This window comes from Acinetobacter sp. YH12094 (assembly GCF_013419295.1).
Classification (GTDB): Bacteria; Pseudomonadota; Gammaproteobacteria; order Pseudomonadales; family Moraxellaceae; genus Acinetobacter; species Acinetobacter amyesii.
Window position 1 is genome coordinate 70,285 of sequence record NZ_VPAK01000006.1, and the last position, 24,970, is coordinate 95,254.

Annotated in this window: 21 protein-coding genes and 3 tRNA genes; 20 read left to right on the forward strand and 4 right to left on the reverse strand. The window is 42.6% G+C overall.

The window, feature by feature from the left end:
- The first annotated feature begins 79 nt into the window (after positions 1-79).
- The 9 genes from FTU34_RS06550 to FTU34_RS06590 all read left to right on the forward strand — a co-directional run bounded on the left by FTU34_RS06550 (position 80) and on the right by FTU34_RS06590 (position 7,310).
- A tRNA-Gly gene (locus tag FTU34_RS06550) sits at positions 80-152 on the forward strand.
- A gap of 47 nt (positions 153-199) precedes the next feature.
- Positions 200-275 (forward strand) — tRNA-Gly (locus FTU34_RS06555).
- A gap of 46 nt (positions 276-321) precedes the next feature.
- A tRNA-Gly gene (locus FTU34_RS06560) sits at positions 322-397 on the forward strand.
- A gap of 399 nt (positions 398-796) precedes the next feature.
- Positions 797-2,023 (forward strand): SfnB family sulfur acquisition oxidoreductase, encoded by a 1,227-nt coding sequence (locus tag FTU34_RS06565; protein ID WP_180035115.1) that lies wholly within the window; start codon positions 797-799, stop codon positions 2,021-2,023.
- Between the two features lie 11 nt (positions 2,024-2,034).
- Positions 2,035-3,258: an SfnB family sulfur acquisition oxidoreductase gene (locus tag FTU34_RS06570; RefSeq protein ID WP_180035114.1), complete on the forward strand. Its 1,224-nt coding sequence runs from the start codon at positions 2,035-2,037 to the stop codon at positions 3,256-3,258.
- Entirely contained in the window at positions 3,258-4,694 is a 1,437-nt protein-coding gene (locus tag FTU34_RS06575; RefSeq protein ID WP_180035113.1) for an LLM class flavin-dependent oxidoreductase, read from the forward strand. Before FTU34_RS06570 ends, FTU34_RS06575 begins: the two co-directional genes overlap by 1 nt.
- Before the next feature lie 64 nt (positions 4,695-4,758).
- Positions 4,759-5,589: a MetQ/NlpA family ABC transporter substrate-binding protein gene (locus tag FTU34_RS06580; protein ID WP_078194065.1), complete on the forward strand. Its 831-nt coding sequence runs from the start codon at positions 4,759-4,761 to the stop codon at positions 5,587-5,589.
- Between the two features lie 10 nt (positions 5,590-5,599).
- Complete coding sequence (locus FTU34_RS06585) at positions 5,600-6,670, forward strand: methionine ABC transporter ATP-binding protein (protein WP_180035112.1); 1,071 nt, start codon at positions 5,600-5,602, stop codon at positions 6,668-6,670.
- Positions 6,651-7,310: a methionine ABC transporter permease gene (locus FTU34_RS06590; protein ID WP_180035111.1), complete on the forward strand. Its 660-nt coding sequence runs from the start codon at positions 6,651-6,653 to the stop codon at positions 7,308-7,310. The genes FTU34_RS06585 and FTU34_RS06590 overlap by 20 nt, the downstream gene beginning before the upstream one ends.
- 143 nt (positions 7,311-7,453) lie before the next feature.
- Here the strand turns inward: FTU34_RS06590 and FTU34_RS06595 are convergent, their stop codons facing one another.
- On the reverse strand, positions 7,454-9,154 hold the full coding sequence (locus FTU34_RS06595; RefSeq protein WP_180035110.1) for an NAD-dependent malic enzyme: 1,701 nt from the start codon (positions 9,152-9,154) through the stop codon (positions 7,454-7,456).
- Positions 9,155-9,554: 400 nt separating this feature from the next.
- Between FTU34_RS06595 and FTU34_RS06600 the strand changes: the two genes are divergently transcribed.
- Positions 9,555-10,766: an iron-containing alcohol dehydrogenase gene (locus FTU34_RS06600; protein ID WP_180035109.1), complete on the forward strand. Its 1,212-nt coding sequence runs from the start codon at positions 9,555-9,557 to the stop codon at positions 10,764-10,766.
- A 246-nt stretch (positions 10,767-11,012) separates the two neighbouring features.
- Entirely contained in the window at positions 11,013-11,975 is a 963-nt protein-coding gene (locus tag FTU34_RS06605) for an alpha/beta hydrolase (protein WP_180035108.1), read from the forward strand.
- Positions 11,976-11,996: 21 nt separating this feature from the next.
- Here FTU34_RS06605 and FTU34_RS06610 read toward each other — a convergent pair whose 3' ends face one another.
- Positions 11,997-13,178 carry a transcriptional regulator gene (locus tag FTU34_RS06610; protein ID WP_180035107.1) on the reverse strand — a complete coding sequence of 394 codons (1,182 nt, stop codon included), beginning with the start codon at positions 13,176-13,178 and terminating at the stop codon, positions 11,997-11,999.
- Between the two features lie 221 nt (positions 13,179-13,399).
- Here FTU34_RS06610 and FTU34_RS06615 point away from each other — a divergent pair, with 221 nt between their 5' ends.
- On the forward strand, positions 13,400-14,911 hold the full coding sequence (locus FTU34_RS06615) for an aldehyde dehydrogenase family protein (protein ID WP_180035106.1): 1,512 nt from the start codon (positions 13,400-13,402) through the stop codon (positions 14,909-14,911).
- A 98-nt stretch (positions 14,912-15,009) separates the two neighbouring features.
- Here the strand turns inward: FTU34_RS06615 and FTU34_RS06620 are convergent, their stop codons facing one another.
- Positions 15,010-15,603, reverse strand: coding sequence for a 2-hydroxychromene-2-carboxylate isomerase (locus FTU34_RS06620; RefSeq protein WP_180035105.1), 594 nt, complete (start codon positions 15,601-15,603; stop codon positions 15,010-15,012).
- A gap of 50 nt (positions 15,604-15,653) precedes the next feature.
- Positions 15,654-16,397, reverse strand: coding sequence for an SDR family oxidoreductase (locus tag FTU34_RS06625; RefSeq protein WP_180035104.1), 744 nt, complete (start codon positions 16,395-16,397; stop codon positions 15,654-15,656).
- 152 nt (positions 16,398-16,549) lie between these two features.
- On the opposite strand from FTU34_RS06625, the gene FTU34_RS06630 reads away from it, so the two are divergent.
- The 8 genes from FTU34_RS06630 (at position 16,550) to glmS (ending at position 24,168) form a co-directional block, all read left to right on the forward strand.
- Complete coding sequence (locus tag FTU34_RS06630) at positions 16,550-17,128, forward strand: TetR/AcrR family transcriptional regulator (protein WP_180035103.1); 579 nt, start codon at positions 16,550-16,552, stop codon at positions 17,126-17,128.
- A gap of 308 nt (positions 17,129-17,436) precedes the next feature.
- On the forward strand, positions 17,437-18,558 hold the full coding sequence (gene ribBA, locus FTU34_RS06635) for a bifunctional 3,4-dihydroxy-2-butanone-4-phosphate synthase/GTP cyclohydrolase II (RefSeq protein WP_111885508.1): 1,122 nt from the start codon (positions 17,437-17,439) through the stop codon (positions 18,556-18,558).
- Between the two features lie 11 nt (positions 18,559-18,569).
- On the forward strand, positions 18,570-19,040 hold the full coding sequence (gene ribE, locus FTU34_RS06640) for a 6,7-dimethyl-8-ribityllumazine synthase (RefSeq protein WP_111885509.1): 471 nt from the start codon (positions 18,570-18,572) through the stop codon (positions 19,038-19,040).
- Between the two features lie 4 nt (positions 19,041-19,044).
- A complete protein-coding gene (nusB, locus tag FTU34_RS06645) occupies positions 19,045-19,494 on the forward strand; it encodes a transcription antitermination factor NusB (protein ID WP_180024787.1) in 450 nt (149 codons plus the stop codon).
- A gap of 20 nt (positions 19,495-19,514) precedes the next feature.
- Complete coding sequence (gene thiL, locus FTU34_RS06650) at positions 19,515-20,432, forward strand: thiamine-phosphate kinase (RefSeq protein WP_180035102.1); 918 nt, start codon at positions 19,515-19,517, stop codon at positions 20,430-20,432.
- 22 nt (positions 20,433-20,454) lie between these two features.
- Positions 20,455-20,931, forward strand: a complete 477-nt coding sequence (locus FTU34_RS06655) for a phosphatidylglycerophosphatase A (RefSeq protein ID WP_180035150.1) — start codon at positions 20,455-20,457, stop codon at positions 20,929-20,931.
- Between the two features lie 21 nt (positions 20,932-20,952).
- Positions 20,953-22,317 carry a bifunctional UDP-N-acetylglucosamine diphosphorylase/glucosamine-1-phosphate N-acetyltransferase GlmU gene (gene glmU, locus FTU34_RS06660; RefSeq protein WP_180035101.1) on the forward strand — a complete coding sequence of 455 codons (1,365 nt, stop codon included), beginning with the start codon at positions 20,953-20,955 and terminating at the stop codon, positions 22,315-22,317.
- Positions 22,318-22,329: 12 nt separating this feature from the next.
- Positions 22,330-24,168: a glutamine--fructose-6-phosphate transaminase (isomerizing) gene (glmS, locus tag FTU34_RS06665; RefSeq protein ID WP_180035100.1), complete on the forward strand. Its 1,839-nt coding sequence runs from the start codon at positions 22,330-22,332 to the stop codon at positions 24,166-24,168.
- The last annotated feature ends 802 nt before the right edge of the window (positions 24,169-24,970 follow it).

Genomic DNA, 24,970 nt, shown 5'->3' on the forward strand with positions numbered 1-24,970 from the left:
TTTTATTTTATGCAAACGATGCACAGATTTTCATAAAGTTATTGACCTGAAAAATCCTTAATGTATTATACGTGGCTATGCGGGAATAGCTCAGTTGGTAGAGCATAACCTTGCCAAGGTTGGGGTCGGGAGTTCGAGTCTCCTTTCCCGCTCAAAATTTTTTCATTCGGTTTTTTATTTAAAAAATTGGATAGACTCCGCGGGAATAGCTCAGTTGGTAGAGCATAACCTTGCCAAGGTTGGGGTCGGGAGTTCGAGTCTCCTTTCCCGCTCCAAATTTTTTTCGATTCAGTTTTTTAGTAAAAAAACAGGATAGACTCCGCGGGAATAGCTCAGTTGGTAGAGCATAACCTTGCCAAGGTTGGGGTCGGGAGTTCGAGTCTCCTTTCCCGCTCCAAATTCAAAAAGCCCTCATCGAAAGATGGGGGCTTTTTTATTGCAGATTGAAAAACATTTGAATCAATTTATAGCCCTTTTTTAATCTTTGCATAGCTCTATGATATTGAGCATCTATTGGAGTTCAAGCTGATTGATCACCATTAATAAAAAGTATTAAAAAAAACAGCTAAGCCCCTGTCTTAGATATATTATTTTTAAAGTTGAATATCTACAAAGTTGCTAACACCAGATTTTCATCATCAATCCTCTTGTTGTTTTTCCTACATCTATTGTTTTAAATCAAACACTTATTTTATCAAATTTGCATATTTTTTATGCAGATTAAATGCTAAACAGACATTTTGCTAAGTTAAGAATAATCCATCATTTAAAAAATTCCGCATTTACGAGTAGCGTTTTGATATCTATTAAAGGTGTCATTATGTCTCATTTAATCTCTGAAAATATTCATGTTATTGAAAATGACTTAGAAGCGATTCATGCAGCTTATCACGTTGCCGATTTTGCTTTGGAAGGTCGAAATGAACGTGATCAGAACCGCCTACTCCCATTTGCAGAAATCGACTTATTCAGTCAAAAAGGTTTAGGTGGCATTCGTATTCCCAAAAAATTTGGCGGTGCCTACGTGTCCAACAAGACACTGGCGCAGGTTTTTCGCATTATCAATAAAGCAGATTCTAGCGTGGGCCAAATTCCACAAAACCAAATTGCCTTGCTGTATATGATTGACCTCATGGGAACGGATGAGCAAAAAGCCTTTATTTTTAATGAAATTTTACAGGGAAAACGTTTAGCCAATGGTGGCCCAGAGCGCAACACCAAAGACACTAAAACCTTAAACACAACGCTGCGCATTGAAAATGGAAAGTATGTTGTTAATGGTGAAAAGTTCTATTCAACCGGCAGTAGTTTTGCAGATTGGTTGGCGATTAAAGCCGTTCACCCTGAAGGTCATGTTGTCCTGACCATCATTGATCGACACGCTACAGGCGTAGAAGTGATTGATAACTGGAATGGTTTTGGTCAGCGTACAACGTCTAGTGGCACCGTCAAACTAAACCATGTGGCAGTAGACCCCCTATTAATTTTTGATGAACGTAAGCTTTCTGCAAGGCCAACGTATCGCGGCGCCTTTTCACAATTGATGCAAGTCGCGATTGATGTCGGGATTGCAGAAGCTGCCTTTGCAGACACCCTTTCTGCGGTACAAAAAGCCCGTCCGATTGTGGATGCACAAGTTGAGAAAGCCAGTTTTGAGCCCTACACCCTACAAGAAGTGGGGAAATCTGCAGTTTTACTGGATGCTGCGATTTTACTTTTAGATGAAGCCGCAGATTACCTCGATGAATTAGATCAGCTTGATCAGGTGAGTGAACAACAAGCCGCTCTAGCTTCGATTCGTGTCGCTGAAGCTAAAATCTATGCCAATGATGCAGCCTTACAGATCTCTGAAAAACTCCTTGAATTAGGCGGCAGCCGTGCAAGTTTGAGTGCCCATAACCTTGATCAACACTGGCGCAATGCCCGAGTACACACCTTACATGATCCTGTGCGCTGGAAGCTGCATACCTTAGGCGACTATTACTTAAATCATAAATTACCTGCACGCCATGCGTGGATTTAAGGAGAATTCTGATGACCTCATTTCCAAATATTAATTCGCTACAGGCCATATCAACAACACCTGCGCATATTATTCAGTCCGATGCAGAAGCACTTGAAATTGCAAAACAATTAGCCGAACAATTTAGAAAAAATGCCGTGCAACGTGATGCCGAACGCATACTGCCGTTTGATGAAATCGAGGCCTATAGTCAATCTGGTCTCTGGGCAATCACGGTTCCCAAGGCATTTGGCGGTGCCGAAGTTTCAAGTTATACCGTGGCGCAAGTGATTGCGCTTATGAGTGGTGTAGATGGCTCAATTGGGCAAATTCCACAAAACCATTTTTATGCATTGGAAGTATTACGAAACACCGGCACAACTGAACAAAAGCAAAAGCTTTATGCCGAAGTGCTTGCTGGCGCTCGTTTTGGCAATGCCTTAGCCGAGTTTAAAACCAAAACCGCTGCGCAAAAACAAACGTCGATTCGCTCTCATGACAATGGTTTTGTGGTGAATGGTGAGAAGTTTTATTGTACCGGCAGTTTATTTGCACATCGTATTCCCACATTGGTCAAAGACCAAGATGGTCGTGAATATTTAGCCTTTATTGCACGTGAAAGTACAGGTTTAGAGCTGATCGATGATTGGACAGGGTTTGGACAGCGCACCACGGGTAGCGGCTCTGTAAAATTTCACCAAGTTGCAGTTCCTGCCATAGATGTCATTCCCTTTGATCGGGCATTTACGGAGCCGACATTGGTTGGGCCATTTGCGCAAATTATGCATGCTGCGATTGAAGTTGGTATATCCCGCGCAGCCTTTGAAGAAAGTTTGAGCCGCGTACACCAAGCTCGACCATGGATTGATTCAGGTCTTGATCTTGCAAGCGAAGATCCTTTAACCAAATACGAACTCGGTCGCATTGCCGCAGATGTTCGCGCCAGTGAGGTCTTGCTGAAACAAGCTGCTCGCTCCATCGATGCTGCTCGCCCACAGCCCAATGCCGAAAACATCGCAAAAGCCTCATTAGATGTAGCGAAAGTGCGTGCGCATAGTACTGAAACTGCACTGAAAGCGGCTTCAAAATTGATTGAGCTTGCAGGCAGCCGTGGCAGTCAACGTGATGATGGCCTAGATCGTTTTTGGCGTAATGCACGTGTCCATACCTTGCATGATGCAGGGCGTTGGAAATATTTCTTCATTGCCAATTACCTCCTGAATGGCGTATTGCCCCCACGTCGAGGGACCTTGTAATGAGCCAAATCACCACAGCAGATACCCGATCACATACAGCCAAGAAAATTTTACTGAATGCCTTCGACATGAACTGTGTCGGCCATATCAATCATGGCTTATGGACCCATCCACGCGATGAGTCACACCGCTTTAATGAACTAAGCTATTGGACCGATCTTGCCAAAACCTTGGAGCAAGGGCTGTTTGACGGGCTATTTATTGCAGATATCACCGGGGTCTATGATGTTTATGAAGGCAATATTGACCTCACACTTAAAGAGTCGATCCAACTGCCGAGCCATGACCCCAGCACTCTAATTTCTGCAATGGCTGCGGTCACTGAAAACTTAGGTTTTGGCGTAACAGTCAATTTGAGCTATGAAACGCCTTATCAATTTGCACGTCGATTTGCCAGCCTAGACCACCTGACCCAAGGTCGAATCGGTTGGAATATCGTGACTGGATATCTAGACAGTGCAGAACGCTTGATTGGGCAAAAAGGCCTGAAAGATCATGATCTACGCTATGAACAAGCTGAAGAGTTTTTGCAGCTTTGCTATAAGTTCTGGGAAGGCTCTTGGGAAAATGATGCGGTTCAAAAAGATAAAGCAAATCGCATCTTTAGCGACCCAAAAAAAGTACATGCCATTCAACACCAAGGGAAGTTCTATCAAAGCCAAGGGGTATTTCAAGTTTCTCCATCGATTCAGCGCACCCCTGTGTTGTATCAGGCCGGTGCTTCACCACGTGGTTTAGCTTTTGCTACGCAACATGCAGAAGGCATGTTTATCGGTGCAGACAGCGCAGAAAAAGTTAAAAATCAAGTACAAAAAATTCGCAGCCAAACTGCAGCGCAAGGTCGTGACCCACAAGCTGTGAAACTCTTTGTAGGCATTACGGTAGTGACTGCAGAGACCGATGAACTCGCCCAAGAGAAATTGGCTGAATACATTCGCTATGCCAACCCTGAAGCGGGACTAGCACACTTTTCCAGCTCGATTGGGATGAACCTCGCCAACTTTGCAGAAGATGAAGCCATTCCATATCAGCAGACCAATAGCATCGCATCGGTCAATCAAAAATTTAAAGAGCAAAAAATCACTCGCCAAGATTTGCGTGCTCAGCACGTTCTAGGTGGGCGTTATCCGCTCTTTGTCGGGAGTGGCGCCAACGTTGCAAAGCAGTTGATTGATTATTTGGATGAAACTGGCATCGATGGATTTAATCTGACTCGCACCGTTGCACCTGAGTCACATCAAGATTTTATCCGTTTGGTGATTCCTGAATTACAGCAACGTGGTCGCTATAAAACTGCGTATGACACCGGTAGTTTGCGGCAAAAACTGTTTCAACAAGGTGACCATTTAGCCACGACACATCCTGCTCATCGCTACCGATGTCCCACTTCAGACACGTCATCTCAGGCAGCGCTTAAAAACGTTGAGACAGCATAAGCTGCATTTAAAACACAATATTTTAGACAAAAAATTTAATTATTTCGAAATATAGAGGTGTGCCATGGCACAAACAGCAAAATCTAAATTCACACTGATTGGTGTGATCGTGGCCATCTTGGTGATTGGCTTAGTCATTTGGAATCAACAAAAGAAAAGTCATCAAAGTGAATTGGTGATTGGGATTAGCCCATCTTTTGCTAAACCCTTACAAGTCGCTGCAGATGAAGCCAAGCAGCAAGGGCTGAACGTGAAGTTGGTGGAATTTTCGGACTGGAATACCCCGAATATCACCCTAAACCACGGCGATATTGATGCGAACTTTTTCCAACATCAGCCGTTTCTAGACAATGCAAAAAAAGAAACGGATTTTAAAATCAAAGCCTTTGATGTCGGTGCTGCAACCCATGTCGGACTGTATTCAAAAAAGTATAAAAACTTTGCTGATTTACCCCATAAAGCCAAAGTGGTGATTCCGAATGATCCGGTCAATCAGGGCCGTGCCTTACAACTGTTACAGCAAGCCAAGCTCATTGAACTGAAACAGCCAGATAACTTTTTATCGACTTTAAATGACATTGCAGCTAATCCTAAACAGCTTCAATTTATTGAGGTGGAAGGCCCTCAAACGGCACGTGCGATTGATGATGTCGATCTGGCTTTTGGCTATCCACATTATTTACGTCTAGCAAAAACTGCCGATCCTGAAAATGCATTGTTATTTGACTCCAATACTGACAAGCGTTTTGCCATCTTATTTGCCGTACGTGATGACTATGTAGATCATGATGATAAACTGCGTAAATTTGTCGATATTTATCAAAACTCACCTAAAGTTAAACAAGCATTGGACGCAGATTTTGGTGCAAAACTGTGGTTCCCTGGTTGGAAATAAGGAGTCACTCATGGTGAGTTTCGGTTCATCGGTTGAATTTGCCGTCCCCCATATCCAAATCAAAAATTTAAATAAATTTTATGATGTGCAAGGACAGCAGGTTCATGCCTTAAAAGATATCAATCTGAATATTCCACAAGGCAAAATATTCGGCATTATTGGGAAAAGCGGCGCGGGTAAATCTTCGCTGATTCGAACGCTGAATGGCTTAGAACAAATCAGTGATGGCAGTATTCACATCCATCAACAGGAATTATCTCGCTTAAATCATGCAGAGTTGATAGCCCTGCGTCAGCGTATTGGGATGATTTTTCAGCATTTTAATTTGATGTCTGCCAAAACCGTGTATGACAATATCGCGCTGCCCCTTAAAATCGCCAATTTCAGTCAAGCCGATATCGCTCAGCGAGTGAATGAAGTGCTGAAGTTGGTCGGTCTTGAAAATAAAGCAGCGCACTACCCTTCTCAACTTTCGGGCGGGCAAAAACAACGTGTTGGGATTGCACGAGCGTTAGTTCATCATCCGGAAATTTTACTCTGTGATGAAGCGACTTCTGCACTCGATCCTGAAAGTACTTCTGTTGTGCTGTCTTTGCTTAAAGAAATTAATCAAAAGCTTGGTATCACCATTGTGTTGATTACCCATGAAATGCAGGTCATTCGCGAGATTTGCGATCAAGTTGTGGTGATCGATCAAGGCGAAATTGTAGAAGCAGGACAGGTTTGGAAAGTGTTTTCTACGCCTCAGCAGCAGATCACACAAGAGTTACTCAACCTTGAACAACTTGATTTACCAAGCGACATTCAGCCACAACCGTCAGATTCAAATGATCAAATCATTTTAAAATTACGCTATGAATCGACACTACAACAGTCGCCGGACTTAAAGTTTATTTTTGATCAATTTCAGGCGCCAGTACATCTGTATCAAAGTCATATCGATAGTATTCAAGGGCATTTAATTGGCTCGTTGATTGTTGCTGTGGACCACAGCCATTTAGATATCAAGGCCTTATCTGAACAACTTAAACACCATATCGCACAGATTGAGGTACTTGGCTATGCACGATCAACTCATTGATTTACTGATTAGTGGAACCATTGATACTTTACTGATGGTCGGCGTTTCAGCTTTTGTGGCCTTTCTGATCGGCCTGCCTTTAGCGGTCGTATTGGTGTGTAGTGCTGAACACGGGATTTATCCTTCAAAAAGCCTAAACCATACCCTAGGTTGGTTGGTCAATATTACCCGTTCGGTGCCTTTTCTTATTTTAATGGTGGCGCTCATTCCGCTCACGCGCTTTATTGTGGGCACCAGTTATGGCGTTTGGGCTGCCGTCGTGCCTTTAACCCTTGCGGCCACGCCTTTTTTTGCACGCATTGCAGAAGTGAGTTTACGTGAAGTCGATCAAGGTCTGATTGAGGCCGCTCAAGCCATCGGCTGTAATCGCAAACAAATCATTTGGCATGTGCTGCTCCCTGAAGCGCTTCCTGGCATCGTCGCGGGCTTTACTGTGACCTTGGTGACCATGATTAATTCTTCTGCCATTGCAGGGGCGATCGGTGCAGGTGGTTTGGGGGATATTGCTTACCGTTACGGTTATCAACGCTTTGATATGCAAATCATGCTAGCAGTGATTGTGGTCTTGGTCGCGATCGTAATGCTGGTTCAAGCTTGCGGAGATCACATTTCCAACCAGCTCGATAAATGCAAAATTTAAAGATTTAAAGCGCCCCGCTCGATAATTTTTCGTATTTCTTAAAAAAATATGCCTCTATACATAAAAAATACCCTAATCTGGATTAGGGTATTTTTCGATTAGATGCAAAATCGATTCTGTTCAATCAGCATCTTTAGACCAAATTAATAAGTCACACGGACATAATCACGATATTCAGGTTTCCAGAAATTCTCTTCAATGGCCTGTTCTAGTACTTCAATGCTGACATTTGGCGCAACACCATCAGCAATCGCAGCTAATGCCACTTTCAATGCGATTTTCTTCGAAATATCCTGTAAATAATCCAAACTTGGCAATAAATCGGCATTTGGATCTGCCAATTTTGGTGAACAGTCTGCCAACGCCGTACTCGATGCCATCAGCATATTTTCCGTCACACGTTTCGCCCCAGATGCAATCACACCGAGACCAATCCCCGGGAAAATATAGGAGTTATTGCACTGTGAAATATGATGAATCTTTCCATGATAATTCACTGGTGCAAATGGACTACCAGTCGCAATCAGAGCCTTACCTTTGGTCCACTCAATAATATCTGCAGGCACCGCTTCGACACGCGATGTCGGATTAGACAGTGGCAACACAATAGGCTGTTCACAATTCGCAGCCATCGTTTCAATGACCTCTTGGCTAAACAGCCCTGGTTGTCCCGAAACACCAATCAGTACCGTAGGTTTGGCATTTTTCACCACATCCAACAGTGAAATCATAGATTCGGCATCAGCCCAATGTGCAACATTGTCTGTAGATTGGGCAAGTTTACGTTGGAAATCTAAAAGATTCGGCTGATTTTCAGTAATTAAACCAAAGCGATCGACCATAAACACCCGCGCACGCGCTTGAGCATCGGTTAAACCTTCCGCCACCATTTGCTTGATGATCTGTTCTGCAATCCCGCAACCTGCTGAACCTGCCCCTAAGAATGTGACGATTTGATCTTTGAGCTGTTTACCTGCTGCACGTGATGCCGCAATTAAACTTCCGACAGACACCGCTGCTGTTCCTTGAATATCGTCATTGAAGCAGCAAATTTTATCGCGATATTTTTCCAATAAAGGCATCGCATTTTTTTGTGCAAAGTCTTCAAATTGAATCAATGCTTTTGGCCAACGTTGTTGAATGGCTTTAATCACGTCATCGACAAATTGATAATATTCTTCACCGCTGATACGAGGCTGACTCCATCCCATATAAATCGGGTCATTCAAGAGCTGTTGGTTATTGGTTCCGACATCTAAAGTAATCGGCAGAGTATAGGCTGGACTGATGCCACCACATGCGGTGTACAGTGACAACTTACCAATTGGAATCCCCATCCCGCCAATGCCTTGGTCACCTAGGCCAAGAATACGTTCACCGTCCGTAATAACGATCACTTTCACGTTCTTTTTATTCACGTTATGAATAATTTGGTCAATATGATCACGGTCAGGATATGAAATAAAAATCCCACGATGACGACGGTAAATATCTGAAAAACGCTGACAAGCTTCACCCACTGTTGGTGTATAGATGATCGGCATCATCTCACTGAGGTGGTTTTCAATTAAGTGATAGAACAGCGTCTCGTTGGTGTCTTGAATATTACGCAGGTAAATATGCTTATTGATATCACTATTAAATGCACAATATTGCTGATAAGAACGCTGACTTTGCTCTTCAATGCTTTCTGTGACGTGTGGAATTAAACCGTGCAAATTAAAGCTCTTACGTTCATCTTCATTAAACGCAGAGCCTTTATTTAAAAGTGGGAGTTCTAAAAGTGTATTTCCGGCATAAGGAATATATAAAGGTCGTTTCGTTTTCAAATTTTCACTAGGCATTATTTAACTCGTTTAATTAATCTTTTGTTTCGCACTGCAAAAAGCGAAATGCACAAAAGTGACTATATCGTTATTTGTTATAGCCTATCCTGATTCGAGCGCTTTGGGGCATTTAGTAAATTAATAGTAGTTTTAGTTAGATTTTATAATCTGATAACTCGATCATGCATCCAATCATCGCAACGCCTATTTTGGCTTAAATGTATACGACTTTTAGCGAATCTTAGAAAATAGCAAAAATAATTAATGATTAAATTTCAATCAATTAAATAAATTCAAAACAAAGCCTTAATTTTGGTAGGTCTTTGGTAGGTGTGAATTTAAAACATCCCTCGCAATACTCAGTTTAGGTGAGTATCACCCATAACAAATGACAATGAATGGTAGAAGGAATCGCACCATGGCTTTTAAAAATATTGCAGATCAAACAAACGGTTTTTACATCCCTTGTGTTTCACTTTTTGGCCCCGGCTGTGCTAAAGAAATTGGTGCAAAGGCGCAAAATCTTGGCGCAAAGAAAGCGCTTATCGTGACCGATGCCGGTCTTTACAAATTTGGTGTAGCAGATACGATTGCCGCATATTTAACTGAAGCTGGCGTAGAAAGTCACATCTTTCCGGGCGCAGAACCCAACCCAACTGACACCAACGTGCATAGCGGTGTAGATGCCTACAATGACAATGGCTGTGACTTTATTGTCTCTCTCGGTGGCGGCTCTTCTCATGACTGTGCCAAAGGCATTGGCTTAGTCACTGCCGGTGGTGGTCATATTCGTGACTATGAAGGCATCGATAAAAGTACAGTTCCAATGACTCCACTCATTGCGATTAATACCACCGCAGGTACGGCATCAGAAATGACCCGTTTCTGTATTATTACCAATACCGACACCCACGTTAAAATGGCGATTGTCGATTGGCGTTGTACCCCACTTATCGCTATTGATGACCCGAAACTGATGATTGCGAAACCTGCGGCGCTCACTGCAGCAACCGGTATGGATGCATTAACACATGCGGTCGAAGCTTATGTTTCTACAGCAGCCAATCCTATTACCGATGCTTGTGCTGAAAAAGCCATTGCAATGATCAGTGAATGGCTCAGCCCTGCCGTCGCCAATGGCGAAAACCTAGAAGCACGTGATGCGATGAGCTATGCACAGTACTTAGCAGGGATGGCATTTAACAATGCATCTTTAGGTTATGTCCACGCGATGGCTCACCAACTTGGCGGCTTCTACAACTTGCCACATGGCGTATGTAATGCCGTGCTGCTACCACACGTTTGCGAATTTAACCTGATCGCCTGCCCTGACCGATATGCACGTATCGCGCAGCTCATGGGTGTGCCAACCGACGGTTTAACGGTGACTGAAGCGGCTTATGCAGCGATTGCAGCAATCCGTGAACTCTCTGCTTCGATTGGCATTCCATCGAGCCTTTCTGAACTCGGTGTGAAAGAACAAGACCTCAACATCATGTCTGAAAATGCGCAAAAAGATGCCTGCATGCTGACCAACCCACGTAAAGCGACTCATGCTCAAGTGGTTGATATTTTCAAGGCAGCGCTTAAAGCCAATGCCTCTGTGGTCGACTTCAAAGCGGCCGTTTAAGTTAAGCCCTCAAAGGTCTTCATGTTTAAGTGACCTAAGTGCCTACATTACCCTTTGAGTCTGGTGATGTAGGCTCAACTGAATCCATTTCACTTTTTATTTCAGGGAAGCGACTCTAGATTGGTCGCTTTCATACTGAGGTCACTCTTTTTTAGTCGGTAAAACAGCATCGATTATTCATTTGACAAAAGCTCATGACTCATCAAGGATAAAGCATAATGTCCAATAATATTAAAGAGTATAATAATGAGCCATTCACCAATTCAGTATCAGCCTGACATTTTGGGCGCAGGCTATGAACAAGCCACGCTGACCTTCCCGGATGATTATGAAGGCCCAGTGGTTGCCACACTGGTTCGCAAAAAAGCCACGGCTCCTACCTCCAAAGCGGTGCTCTATATCCATGGTTTTATCGATTATTTTTTCCAAACCGAAATGGCGGAACGCTTCAATCAGCACGGTTTCGACTTTTATGCCTTAGATTTAAGAAAATATGGTCGCTCAATCCGCCCGCATCAAAAATACTATAATGTGCATGCACTGTCTGAATACGATGCCGAAATAGATCAAGCCCTAACGATCATTGCTGATGAAGGTCATGATGCCTTGCTGCTCTGTGGTCATTCTACCGGTGGCTTAACCACCACTTTGTATGCAGCCCATCATCCAAATCATCCTTTAATTCAAGCCCTTTGGGTTAACAGCCCATTTTATGATTTCAACATGAATCCAGTGAAACGCGCACTGGGTATTCCACAGCTGAGTAAATTGGCAAAGACTTTTCCAAATCTAAAATTCCCAAGTGAACTAAATAAATGGTACACCGCCAGCTTACACCGTGAACTCAAGGGTGAATGGGACTTCAATTTAGACTGGAAAAAGACCCGCTATCCAATGGTGTATTTAAGTTTTGTACGGACAATTTATGAGGCTCAAAAGGAGATCCACCGAGGTGTCAGCCTAGATGTACCGGTCTTAGTCATGCACTCGCATCAAACTAAAAATCCCAAAAAATGGGGTAAAGCAGCGCAGACCAGTGATGTGATTTTGGGTGTAAAAGATATCCAAAAATATGCCAAGAAAATTCAAGGCGATGTCACCATTCAAAGCATTCACAATGGCTTGCATGATTTAGTACTTTCGGAAAAAACCGCGCGAGAACAAGTCTATACCCAGCTCTTTCAATGGCTGGCCAATAAAGGTCTTTAATAGCCTGTATGACATTGCAACTTACTGTTTTAATTTCAACAAGGTCTGATGTACGGGATGCGATCTCGGCATCAGCTCAATCAGGCGTTCAACCGCATCAATGGCTTCAGGAAAACGCGCGACATGCTTGAGCAGAACATCCGTTTCTTTGGCATTAAAAATCGCTTGGCTTAATCGTGACTCAAGACAATCACGCCATGCCCCTAAAAAAGGACTTTCGGTTTTGGCCAAGAAAACCCCTGAACACAGTTTTAATGCAGAATCGAGATAACCTGCATCTAAAGCTTGCTCGGCTTGTAAAAAGTCGGCTTCGACTTGCGCCAATAAGCGATAGGGTCTTGAGCCTAACATGCCGCCCAAAATATCGCGTAGCTGCGACATTTCCGCTTTTAAAGTCCCAACACTCACCTTGCGTTCACCATATAAGGCTTGATGCAAAGTATCTAAGGTCATGCCTTGTGGACATAGCGCCAAGATGGTCAAAATTTCAATTTGCCGTGGGGTCAGCACCATCACTTTGCCATTAAATAACACTTTCGGCACAGCAAAGGCCCGAATATACAAATGCTGTTTTTGAAAATCGAGTAAAGCCGATTGAATAATCGAAGCGCAGCGTTCAGCCGCAAGTAGCCCTAAACTATTGTGGTTTTTCCACACGGTGGATAAATCAACCACGCCCAAAATTTGCTGCGTATGTGGATCGATAATCGGTGCTGCATAGCAGACCCATTCATGTACTGATGGCATGTAATGTTCATTTGAAAACACACAACTCGACTGTTGGGTTTTTAAAGACAACGCTAATGCATTGGTGCCGACCAATTCTTCGCGCCATTGCCCACCTGCAATAAAATGCACACTTTCCGCAGCACTTTGCATTTGCCGACTCGACGCACTCCAAATAATCGTGCTACCCACATCACCCACAGCAAGTACCATCGACGACTGTTCGGCAATGTGTTTTAAATCTTCGGCACAATGTTGCAACGCGTGATGCAATGCCGACTGCTGTTGACTCTGAGGACTTAAATTCACCAAAGGCGCAGCACTCCGGTTCTCCGGAATTTCCGCCTGCGCCGATCGCTGCCAAGAACTCGCAATGCTCTCATTCAATTGCGAAGTTTGCTGCTTTGACAGACTCATGCCCTGCCTTAACCGTTCGACATTCTGTCGTTTTTCAGATAAATCCTTCTGTATCATCATTCATTATTCTCACAACAATTCATGACTAAAAATCCGTTTCCCGGCTTTTGTTTTTAAGACTGAAAAAAAATATTGTAAACCTTCTTGTCTCCAACCTTTTTCCAACCTTATACAGGCTATGCTAATCAAATAATGTACAAAAGTACCTTATACCAAAGCTGTAGATTGCCACAGATAGGCAGCCCAACAAGATCATAATAAACAAGCAAAGGAAAATTCATATGCGTTATGTCGATCCTAATCAACCCGGTTCAAAAGTTCAGTTTAAAGCTCAGTATGAAAACCTGATTGGTGGCCAATGGGTCGCGCCAGTGAAAGGTGAATACTTTGAAAATATCTCCCCTGTAGACGGTAAAGTTTTTACCAAAGTGCCACGTTCTTCTGCTGAAGATATTGAATTGGCTTTGGATGCAGCGCATAAAGCCAAAGCCCAATGGAACGCCTCTTCCCCAACCACACGCTCAAATGTTTTATTAAAAATTGCCGATCGACTTGAAGAAAACCTAGAGCTCCTTGCGGTCGCAGAAACCTGGGACAACGGTAAACCGATTCGTGAAACCTTAGCCGCTGATATTCCACTGTGTATTGATCATTTCCGTTATTTTGCCGGCTGTATCCGTGCCCAAGAAGGCGGCATTTCTGAAATTGATGAAAATACTATTGCTTACCATTTCCATGAACCACTTGGTGTGGTCGGTCAAATTATTCCGTGGAATTTCCCAATCTTGATGGCGGCTTGGAAACTTGCTCCAGCATTGGCTGCGGGAAACTGCATCGTGTTGAAACCTGCGGAGCAAACGCCTGTCAGCATCTTGGTCTTGGCTGAACTCATTCAAGACTTACTCCCACCGGGCGTGCTGAATATTGTGAATGGTTATGGTGTTGAAGTCGGTCGTCCATTGGCGACCAATCCACGCATCTCAAAAATCGCCTTCACAGGTTCAACCGCTGTCGGTCAAATGATCATGCAATATGCGACTGAAAATATCATTCCTGTGACTTTAGAACTTGGTGGAAAATCACCGAACATCTTCTTTGAAGACATCATGGACAAAGATGATGAGTTCCTTGATAAATCGCTCGAAGGTTTTGCCATGTTTGCGCTAAACCAAGGTGAAATCTGTACCTGTCCTTCACGTGCTTTGGTACAGGAAAGCATTGCTGATCGATTCTTGGAAATGGCTGTCGAGCGTGTCAAACGTATTAAGACCGGTCATCCTTTAGATACTGACACCATGATTGGCGCACAAGCATCGCAAGAGCAGCAAGACAAAATTTTAGGCTGTATCGCTACAGGTAAAAATGAAGGTGCACAGCTCATTACTGGTGGTGACCCACGAAATGAAGTCGGAACAGGTTTCTATATCGAGCCAACGATTTTTAAAGGCACCAATGACATGAAGATTTTCCAAGAGGAAATCTTCGGCCCTGTGCTTTCAGTAGCCACCTTTAAAGACTTTGATGATGCCATTAAAATTGCCAATGACACGATTTATGGTCTAGGTGCAGGGGTTTGGTCGCGTTCAGCGCATACTTCATATCGTGCGGGTCGTGCTATTCAGGCAGGTCGTGTATGGACCAACTGTTATCATATCTACCCTGCACACGCAGCATTCGGTGGCTACAAAAAATCAGGGATCGGCCGGGAAAACCACAAAATGATGCTTGATCATTATCAACAAACCAAAAACTTGTTGGTGAGCTATGACACCAAGCCGATGGGCTTCTTCTAAGTCTTGATTTGAGTTAGATCATAAAAAAGCGAATCGAGGTTCGCTTTTTTGTTAGAGCTACGTTTAAATTGAATGAACAGTTTGCTGCGCTGGGTCATTCATTTTGCAGACAAGGCATGCTCAACAAAATGTAAATGATCAACACCCCAATATAACTCATCATCGACAAACCAACTTGGCGCCCCAAACACACCCCGTTCAATAGCTCCTTCGGTCACCACTTTCAGCTCAGATTTGACTTTTTCATCATCCAACCACTGTTTCACTTGTTCTGCACCTAGCCCCAGTTCTTGCATGAGTTGCATGAAGGTGGTGAGATCATTTAAATTGCGTGGCTGACCAAACATCGCGTTAAAAATACCTGTCGCTACTTGCACGAAGTTTTCAGGCTGAAATAGCTGAACGGCTGTGAGTAAGCGCATCAATTGCAAGGTATTGATTGGAAAATAAGGATTCATCTGTACAGGTATCTGCCATAGCTTTGCCCAACGTTGAAGATCAATCATGGAATAACGTGCCTTCGCAGGTACCGCCATCGGGCTACTATTGCCTGTGGCTTTAAACACACCACCCAATAACATCGGTTTCCAGATAATTTCTGCCTGATATTGCTCAGCAATGTGCTGAATACGGTGAAATCCAATGTAGCTATATGGACTGCCGACATCAAAATAAAATTCAATGACTTTCATTTTTTTCGTCCTTTTTTTGCTTGTTTGTCCTAATATTTTTAAATCAGTGCTTACCAGCGTTCCATCCATGGTCGCAGATCTAATTCATGCGTCCATGCATCCCGTGGTTGCTGTGAGAGATGCCAATAATTTTCCGCAATATGTACTGGATTTAAAATACCATCTTGCTCTTTTTTAGCATAAAGATCAGGGAATGTATCTTTGATAAAATCGGTATCAATTGCACCATCAACCACTACATGTGCCACATGAATATTTCTTGGTCCAAGTTCACGTGCCATGCTTTGTGCCAAGGCACGAAGCGCATGTTTTGCGCCAGCAAATGCTGCAAACCCTGCTGCACCACGTGTCCCAGCTGTTGCTCCTGTGAAAATAATCGTGCCTCGTTCACGTGTCACCATGCGTTTTGCCACTTCCCGACCAGTTAAAAAAGCCGAGAAACATGCCATCTCCCATATTTTGAAATATTTACGTGCGGTTTCTTCCAAAATACTACAAGGGACGTTGGCACCAATATTAAAGACCATGACCTCAATCGGGCCAATGTTTGATTCGATATGCTCGATGAGTTCAATCACTTGCTCTTCTTTTCGAGCATCAGAACCAAAGCCAAAAGCAGTCCCTCCCTGTGTTTGAATTTCAGCAATTAAAGGCTTTAATTTGTCTGCATTTCGTCGTGTCATACAAGCAATATAACCCTCCCGGGCAAAACGTTTGGCTATTTCACCACCAGTTGCATCACCTGCACCAATCACTAAAGCGACTTTTGACGAAATCCGATTGAGTTGTTGCATAGTCTCACTCCATTGCTGTTTTATTTTTATTCCACGCTCATTTTATTTACGCGTCGGTTTTAAACCACACATTATTAAATAACGATCGTTACTATAACGAATACTATGTTATGATTAATTTATCGTCAATCTTATTTTCAAGGGTGTTGCAGATGCGCTACAAACCCGAATACAAACAAAAAAAACGCCAAGAACTTTTAACCATCAGCGGACAAATTGCGAAAAAAAATGGCTTTGCTGCAACAGGTGTTGACGGCTTAATGAAAGCTGCAGGTGTAACTAGTGGCGCATTCTATTCACATTTTTCGTCAAAACAGGATTTACTCAAAGCATTGGTTGAATATGAATTGCAGCAAAGCTTTAACATGTGGCAAAGCAACCCGCATCATAATGCAGCCGACTGGATTAATTTTGAATTAGACCGTTACTTAACCCCTTCCCACCTTGAACATCCTGAACAAGGCTGTGTTTTGCCGACACTTGCGACCGAAGTAGCTCGTGCAGATGACACGATTAAACAGGCCTATGAAAAGGAATTACTGCGCGGTCAGGCTTTATTTAGTCAGCATCTCGGAAGCGAAGAACATGCTTGGGCCATCATCTGCCAACTTGCCGGTGCCATTTTAATTGCGCGTGCAGCCGCAGATCCACATTTGCAAAAAACTATTTTAAACGCCAATAAGATGATGATTCGGCAATATTTAGAGAGCCATGTGGCTGCATCAACGTGATTGATTTTTATGTGACAGTTCATGGAGTTAAAGACCGACAGTTTTCCGACAAACTGTTCATCTCTTTCATTTGAATTATTTAAAATCTGTATAAGCTTACCCATTTTTATGCTTTTCAAGTGTTTAAAGATTGGGCATAAATGGCACAATTCAAATAAAGTCCTCTTTTCAAGGTTCTGACGACTGTGTATAACAATGAGCCATTAAAGGAAAATGATAAGCATAGGCAAAGAACGCAAAAAAACGTTAGACTATGCAACAATCAATGCAAGTAAATGTCATTCGAGACAAAAAAAAGGTGAAGATTGATGCCGCTCAATACTGTTGAAGAGCTCGTAGCTGATATTCGTGCAGGAAAAATGGTCATCCTCATGGATGATGAAGATCGTGAAAATGAAGGCGACCTTGTTATCGCTGCGACCCACGTACGCCCTGAAGATATCAACTTCATGATTACGCATGCGCGTGGTCTTGTGTGCTTAACGCTCAGCAAAGAGCGTTGCCAACAGTTAAATTTACCTTTAATGGTCGATGCAAACGGTGCGCAGCACGGTACCAACTTTACCTTGTCTATTGAAGCAGCAAATGGCATTTCAACAGGCATCTCACCTGCTGAACGTGCGCACACCATTCAAACAGCGGTAGCTGCACATGCTAAACCAGCTGACATCGTACAGCCAGGCCATATTTTCCCGCTGATGGCACAGCCTGGTGGCGTCCTTCACCGTGCAGGTCATACTGAAGCCGGTTGTGATTTATCGCGTTTAGCAGGTCTTGAGCCAGCTTCGGTGATTTGTGAAATCATCAATGAAGACGGCACCATGGCACGTCGCCCTGATCTTGAAGTCTTTGCTGAAAAGCATGGCTTAAAAATGGGGACGATTGCGGACTTAATTCACTACCGCATGACCAATGAGCAAACCGTTGAGCGCATTGATCAACAAACTTTAGATACTGAATATGGTACGTTTGAATTGTTCCGTTACCGTGAAATTGGTAATCCAGACATTCATTTAGCCCTTGTGAAAGGCGAACCAAAACAAGGTGTAACCACTGTACGCGTACACGGTTTCAATCCAGTTCGCGACTTACTAAAACTGAATAAACAAGATGGCGCTCCCGCGTGGAATCTCGATAAAGCACTGAAAGAAATTGCTTCAAGCGATCGTGGTGTTTTAGTGTGGATTGGTCAGCGTCATTTACAGGACTTAGGCCCTGCTTTAGAAAATTTAACTGCACCGAAAAATGTTAAATCCAATGCGGCACTGTCTCAGCAGTATCAAACCATTGGTGTCGGCGCACAAATTTTACGTGATTTAGGCGTGGAAAAAATGAAGCTTCTTAGCTCGCCATTACGTTTTAATGCATTATCAGGTTTTAACTTAGAAGTGGTGGAATATATCACCGCAAATCAAACATCAGAGAAATAATCGAGGTTGCTATGGCAGTTCGCCGTATTGAAGGTATGTTACATCTCGCGAACGAAGACCGTTATGCGATTTTAGTTGGTCGTTTTAATAGCTTTGTTGTTGAACATTTGCTAGAAGGTGCCGTTGATACATTGAAACGTCATGGCGTATCAGAGGATAATATCACTATTGTTCATGCACCGGGTGCTTGGGAACTTCCTGTGGTTGCGAAGAAACTTGCAGCTTCAGATCGTTTCGATGCCATCATCGCGCTTGGCGCAGTGATTCGTGGTAGCACGCCTCACTTCGATTTTGTTGCTGGCGAATGTGCCAAAGGTTTAGGCGTTGTTGGTCTAGACACTGGCTTACCAGTAATTAATGGTGTATTGACTACGGATAGTATTGAACAAGCGATTGAACGCTCAGGTACAAAAGCAGGCAATAAAGGTAGTGAAGCTGCCTTAACTGCTATTGAAATGGTTAACTTGTTAAAGGCTATTTAACGCTATGTCGCAAACACTTCAAGCAACTTATGCAGCAAAACGTAAAGCACGTCGCTTTGCTGTACAAGGAATTTATGAATGGCAAATGAGCCGCAATCCTGTGCATGAGATTGAAGCACGTACGCGTGTAGAAAATGCCATGCACAAGGTAGATCTCGGCTATTACCACGAGTTATTGACCGAGGTTGTTGCCAATCATGAAGCATTGGATGCGCTTTTAATCCCTGTACTCGATCGCGAAGTTGAAGCCTTAGATGGCGTTGAACTTGCAACCCTTCGTTTAGGCTCGTATGAACTCAAAGAACACCTTGAGATTCCTTACCGTGTCGTACTCGATGAAGCGATCGAGTTAGCTAAACATTTTGGCGGTGCAGACAGCCATAAGTACATCAATGGTGTATTGGATCGTTTAGCGACTACATTGCGTGCAGCAGAAAAGCAACAAGCTAATTAATTTATTAAGTAGTACGTTGTATGGCTGAGTTCTCTATCATTGATACCTATTTTAATCGTCACAGCAGTAGTGCTGTCGATTTAGGGGTCGGTGATGACTCAGCCTTGCTCACCCCTCCTCCACAGCAACAATTGGTCATCTGTGCCGATACTCTCGTTGCTGGACGTCATTTTCCTCTCGACACCAACCCACATGCCATTGGCTGGAAATCTGTAGCCGTCAACCTTTCTGACATTGCTGCAATGGGTGCCAAACCGCATAGTATTTTACTGGCATTAAGCCTACCCCAAATTGATCATGAATGGCTCAAAGGCTTTAGTCAGGGTTTATATGATTGTTGCGATCAATTTGGTGTGAGTTTAATCGGTGGGGATACCACTCAAAGTCCACATCTGACGATTTCAGTCACAGCATTAGGCTGGGTCGATATAGGCAAAGCAGTAACCCGCTCAGGCGCTCAAGTTGGTGATTTCATTTGTGTCAGCGGTCAAGTTGGCGATGCTGCATTTGGCTTAAACCATTTAGGTCATCGCTTACAACGCCGTTTAGATTATCCCACACCACGTTGCTTATTGGGCCAACAGCTCAAAGGCTTAGCCAACAGTATGATTGATGTCTCTGATGGGCTCGCACAAGATTTAGGACATATCCTCGCTGCTTCACACGTCGGTGCAGAAATTGAATTAGATCAACTTCCTATCGATCACGATGTAAAACAATTACAACAAGAAAAGCAGTGGCAATACGCCCTCGCGGGTGGAGATGACTATGAGTTATGCTTTACAATAAGTCCGCAGAATTATCAAAAACTTCTGCAACTAAAATTAGATGTAAACATTAGTAAAATCGGTCAAATCACCCCAAATTTGGGAATCCGTTATAACAACCACGGTGTGGACCAAGTCATAAAATTTAAGGGATACCAGCATTTTGCATAAGCCAGCCATTAACTTTAAATCCATGTCTTGGTTTAACCGAGTCATCGCCTTTTGTGGCGTGGGATTTGGCTCGGGTCTTGCACCCAAAGCACCGGGCACCTTTGGCTCTGCTTTTGCTTTGTTGTTTATTCCAGGTTGGCTTGCAATCGGCTTTTTCAACTCCATTATAGTCATGATCATCATGTCGATTATTGGGATCTATATTTGCGGTCAAACCGCCAAAGTCATGGGCGTGCATGATGATGGGCGCATTGTCTGGGACGAGTTTGCAGGGCAGTCTATAACTTTCCTTCCCGTTTTGTACCTCGGGCAAATGAACTGGACTTGGGCACTGATTGGTTTTGCCCTATTCCGTTTATTCGATGTATGGAAACCTTGGCCTATTCGTGTCATTGATCGTCAAGTCGGTGGCGGTTTTGGCATCATGTTTGACGATATTATTGCTGGCCTTTGGGCTGCGCTTTGCATCTGTATTTATTTTTATATTTCGTCTATGTAATAGAAACACCTAGGATTTAAAATGTCTACGAGCGTTATTATTCTTGCTGCTGGTAAAGGAACACGTATGCGTTCTCGTTTACCCAAAGTATTACAACCACTTGCAGGACAACCTTTACTCGGCCATGTCATCAACACTGCAAAAAAACTACAAGCAGCAGAGATAATTACCATCTATGGGCATGGCGGTGATCAAGTACAAAAAGCATTTGCCCATGAAAATGTGAAATGGGTTGAACAAGCAGAACAATTAGGTACAGGCCATGCAGTCAAAGTGACTCTGCCTGTCCTAGCAAAAACTGGGATTTCTTTGATTCTCTCGGGCGATGTGCCTTGCATCACTGAAGCAACATTACAAAAACTATTAGATGCATCTGCTCAAACAGGTATTGGCTTAGTAACCCTAACGGTTAATGATGCGACAGGTTATGGTCGTATTGTACGTGAAAATGGCAAGATTCAAGCCATTGTTGAACATAAAGATGCTTCTGAAGAACAACGTAAGATCAAAGAATTTAATACCGGTATTTATGCAGTGAGCAATGCCAAATTGCATGAATGGCTGCCAAAATTAAGCAATAATAATGCACAAGGTGAATATTACCTGACCGATATCGTGGCAATGGCAATTGCTGACGGTCTCGAAGTGGCATCTGTTGAACCAGAACGTGCTTTTGAAGTGGAAGGTGTCAATGACCGCGTACAATTAGCGGCATTAGAGCGTGAATTTCAAAATTTCCAAGCCAAACAACTGATGCAACAAGGCGTTCACCTGATTGATCCTGCACGTTTCGACTTACGTGGTACATTGACTGTTGGTCAAGATGTCCGTATCGATATCAACGTGATTATTGAAGGTGTTGTTGAACTCGGTGATAACGTTGAAATTGGTGCAGGTTGTGTGATTAAAAACACCAAGATTGCAGCAGGCACTAAAGTTGAACCATATAGCGTTTTTGACAGCGCCATTGTTGGTGAATACGCTCAAATCGGTCCATTTGCACGTTTACGCCCAGGCGCAAACTTGGCCAATGAAGTACATATTGGAAACTTTGTTGAAGTCAAAAATTCAAGCATTGGCGTCGGCTCTAAAGCCAACCATTTTACCTATTTAGGCGATGCAGAAGTCGGTGCAGGTTCAAACATTGGTGCAGGCACCATTACCTGCAACTATGATGGAGCCAACAAATTTAAAACCATTATCGGTGACTCAGCCTTTATCGGCTCAAATAGCTCATTAGTCGCTCCTGTCACCATTGGTCATGGTGCAACAGTGGGTGCTGGCTCAACCATTACACGTGACGTGGCAGACAATAGCCTTGCGGTAGAACGTTCGAAGCAATTTGCCAAAGAAAACTATCAACGTCCCCAAAAATTGAAGAAATAAGAGGATTAAATTATGTGCGGTATTGTCGGTGGCGTTGCAGAACGTAGTATTACCAATATTTTAATTGAAGGCTTAAAGCGTCTTGAATATCGTGGATATGACTCTGCGGGTTTAGCGCTGATTAATAAAGGCCATGTTCTACGTGAACGTCGCGTAGGTAAAGTTGCAAATCTTGAACAAGCCGTTGAAGAAGCAGATATCGCAGGTTCGGTCGGTATTGCACATACGCGCTGGGCAACCCATGGTAAACCGACTGAAAATAATGCCCATCCGCATATTTCAGGCAATGTGGCTGTTGTTCATAACGGTATTATTGAAAACTATCAAGAGCTTAAAGATGATCTTGAAGCGCTTGGTTATGTCTTTACATCACAAACAGATACAGAAGTTGTCGCACATTTAATCAATGACGCTTTAAAAAGCACCCCGAGTCTTTTAGAAGCGGTTAAAAGTGTGGTGCCTCAACTCAAAGGTGCTTATGCACTGGGTATCGTACATACCGACCATCCTGATGAATTAATCACGGTGCGTGAAGGTTCACCTCTCGTGATTGGTGTCGGTATTGGCGAGAACTTTATTAGCTCGGATCAATTGGCACTTTTACCAATTACCAACCGTTTTATCTACCTTGAAGAAGGTGATATTGCACGTTTAACTCGTAATACTATTGAAGTATTCGTCGATGGTAAATTGGTGAATCGTCCAGTCAAAGAGCTTGATGCGACTGTCAGCAATGCTTCAAAAGGTGAATATAAACACTATATGCTCAAAGAAATTTATGAGCAACCTGAAGCGATTAAGCAAACGATCTCTCAGGCATTAAATGGTAATGCGCTTCGTGATGATTTCCTTGCCAATGCAGCTCAAGATTTCAGCCAAATTCAACAACTGCAAATCATCGCATGTGGTACCAGCTACCATGCCGGCATGATTGCCAAATATTGGTTTGAACAACTGATTGACGTGCCTTGCCAAGTCGAAATTGCCAGTGAATTCCGTTATCGCTCGCCTGTGATTGTGAATAACACACTGTATGTTTGTATTTCTCAATCAGGTGAAACAGCCGATACTTTAGCTGCACTGCGTGATACGCAAAAACGTGCAGCAGCGAAAAGCTTAAATATCACCACCATGACCATTTGTAACGTCGCAACTTCGTCGATGGTACGTGAAACCAACTACAGTTTGTTGACGCTTGCAGGCCCTGAAATTGGTGTTGCTTCGACCAAAGCATTTACGACACAGCTTGCGGCATTGATGCTATTGGTATTGAAAATTGGTCAAATTAAGCAAAGCATTTCAACTGACCGTGTTTCTGAAATTATTGCAGCGCTTTGGCATACACCAAAAGTGATTTTAGATACTTTACAAAATAATGCTGAGATTCTACGTCTATCAGAATTATTTGTTGAAAAAAATCACTGCCTATTCTTGGGTCGTGGAACTGAGTTCCCTATCGCTCTTGAAGGTGCTTTAAAACTTAAAGAAATTTCATATATCCATGCAGAAGGCTATGCGGCTGGTGAGTTAAAACATGGTCCATTGGCACTGGTTGATAATGATATGCCTGTGGTGATTCTAGCTCCACAAGATGACATGTTGGACAAACTCAAATCGAACATGGAAGAAGTGCAAGCACGTGGTGGTGAGTTATTTGTTTTCGCAGATGAAAACAGCGGCATCAAAGCCAAAGATCGTCAACATGTTGTGTATGTGCCAAGTGTGAATGAAATCTTGTCACCAATCGTATACAGCGTACCCGTGCAATTACTCTCTTACCATGTTGCAGTGCTGCGTGGAACAGATGTCGATCAGCCACGTAACTTGGCGAAGTCTGTGACGGTGGAATAATAATTTTTGATCAAGGGCTGGTGTGTTCGTATAATTAAGTTTGTATCAAATAATTAAGTTTAGATTTAATTATTTTAGTTTGTATATTGATAAAGTAAGCAAACAGCAAATCGAACACCCTTTAGGTATGGTAGTTCTCTGCCAAATCTAAAGGGTTTTTTAATATAATGCAATCTAAATTAAAACCCATGCTACAAAAACAAAGTTTTTATTAAAAATAAAATATATTCAATAGTATACATCTACATAAAACTCTTATTTAACATTCAACAAGTATCAATTTTTTTAAATTTCTCTTGAAAATATCATTCTTATTTCAGCTAATCTTTGCCTTTCCGATCAAAAAATCGTGTTTTATATTTTCAAATAATGGAAATATGAAAACAAACTTAATTTTGCTCATAATTTAATATATAAAATATAAATACAAACTTAATTTTAAAATTAAAAAAACAATGAATGAAAAGTATCAATAACTTAAGATAAAAAATTAGACAAACTTAATTAAATTCCCATAATTAGGCATAGTATTTGGTCATAAAAGTATAATTAGATTAGGAAGGAACTATGCTCACTAAGACGTGTTGTGGATGATTTAGCCTATCAATAATGTTTCCAAAGTCTATTAATTGAGTATTAAAATACTCAATTAAAACTTAAGTTATTAAATTATATGAATAATATAATTAAAATTATAAAATTTTGTTTGTATATGAATATATTTAAGTTTGTATATTTTTGCCAAATACAAAATTAGCTCCCTTCAGATATGATGAATTATCAACCAAAACCCACAGGTCTT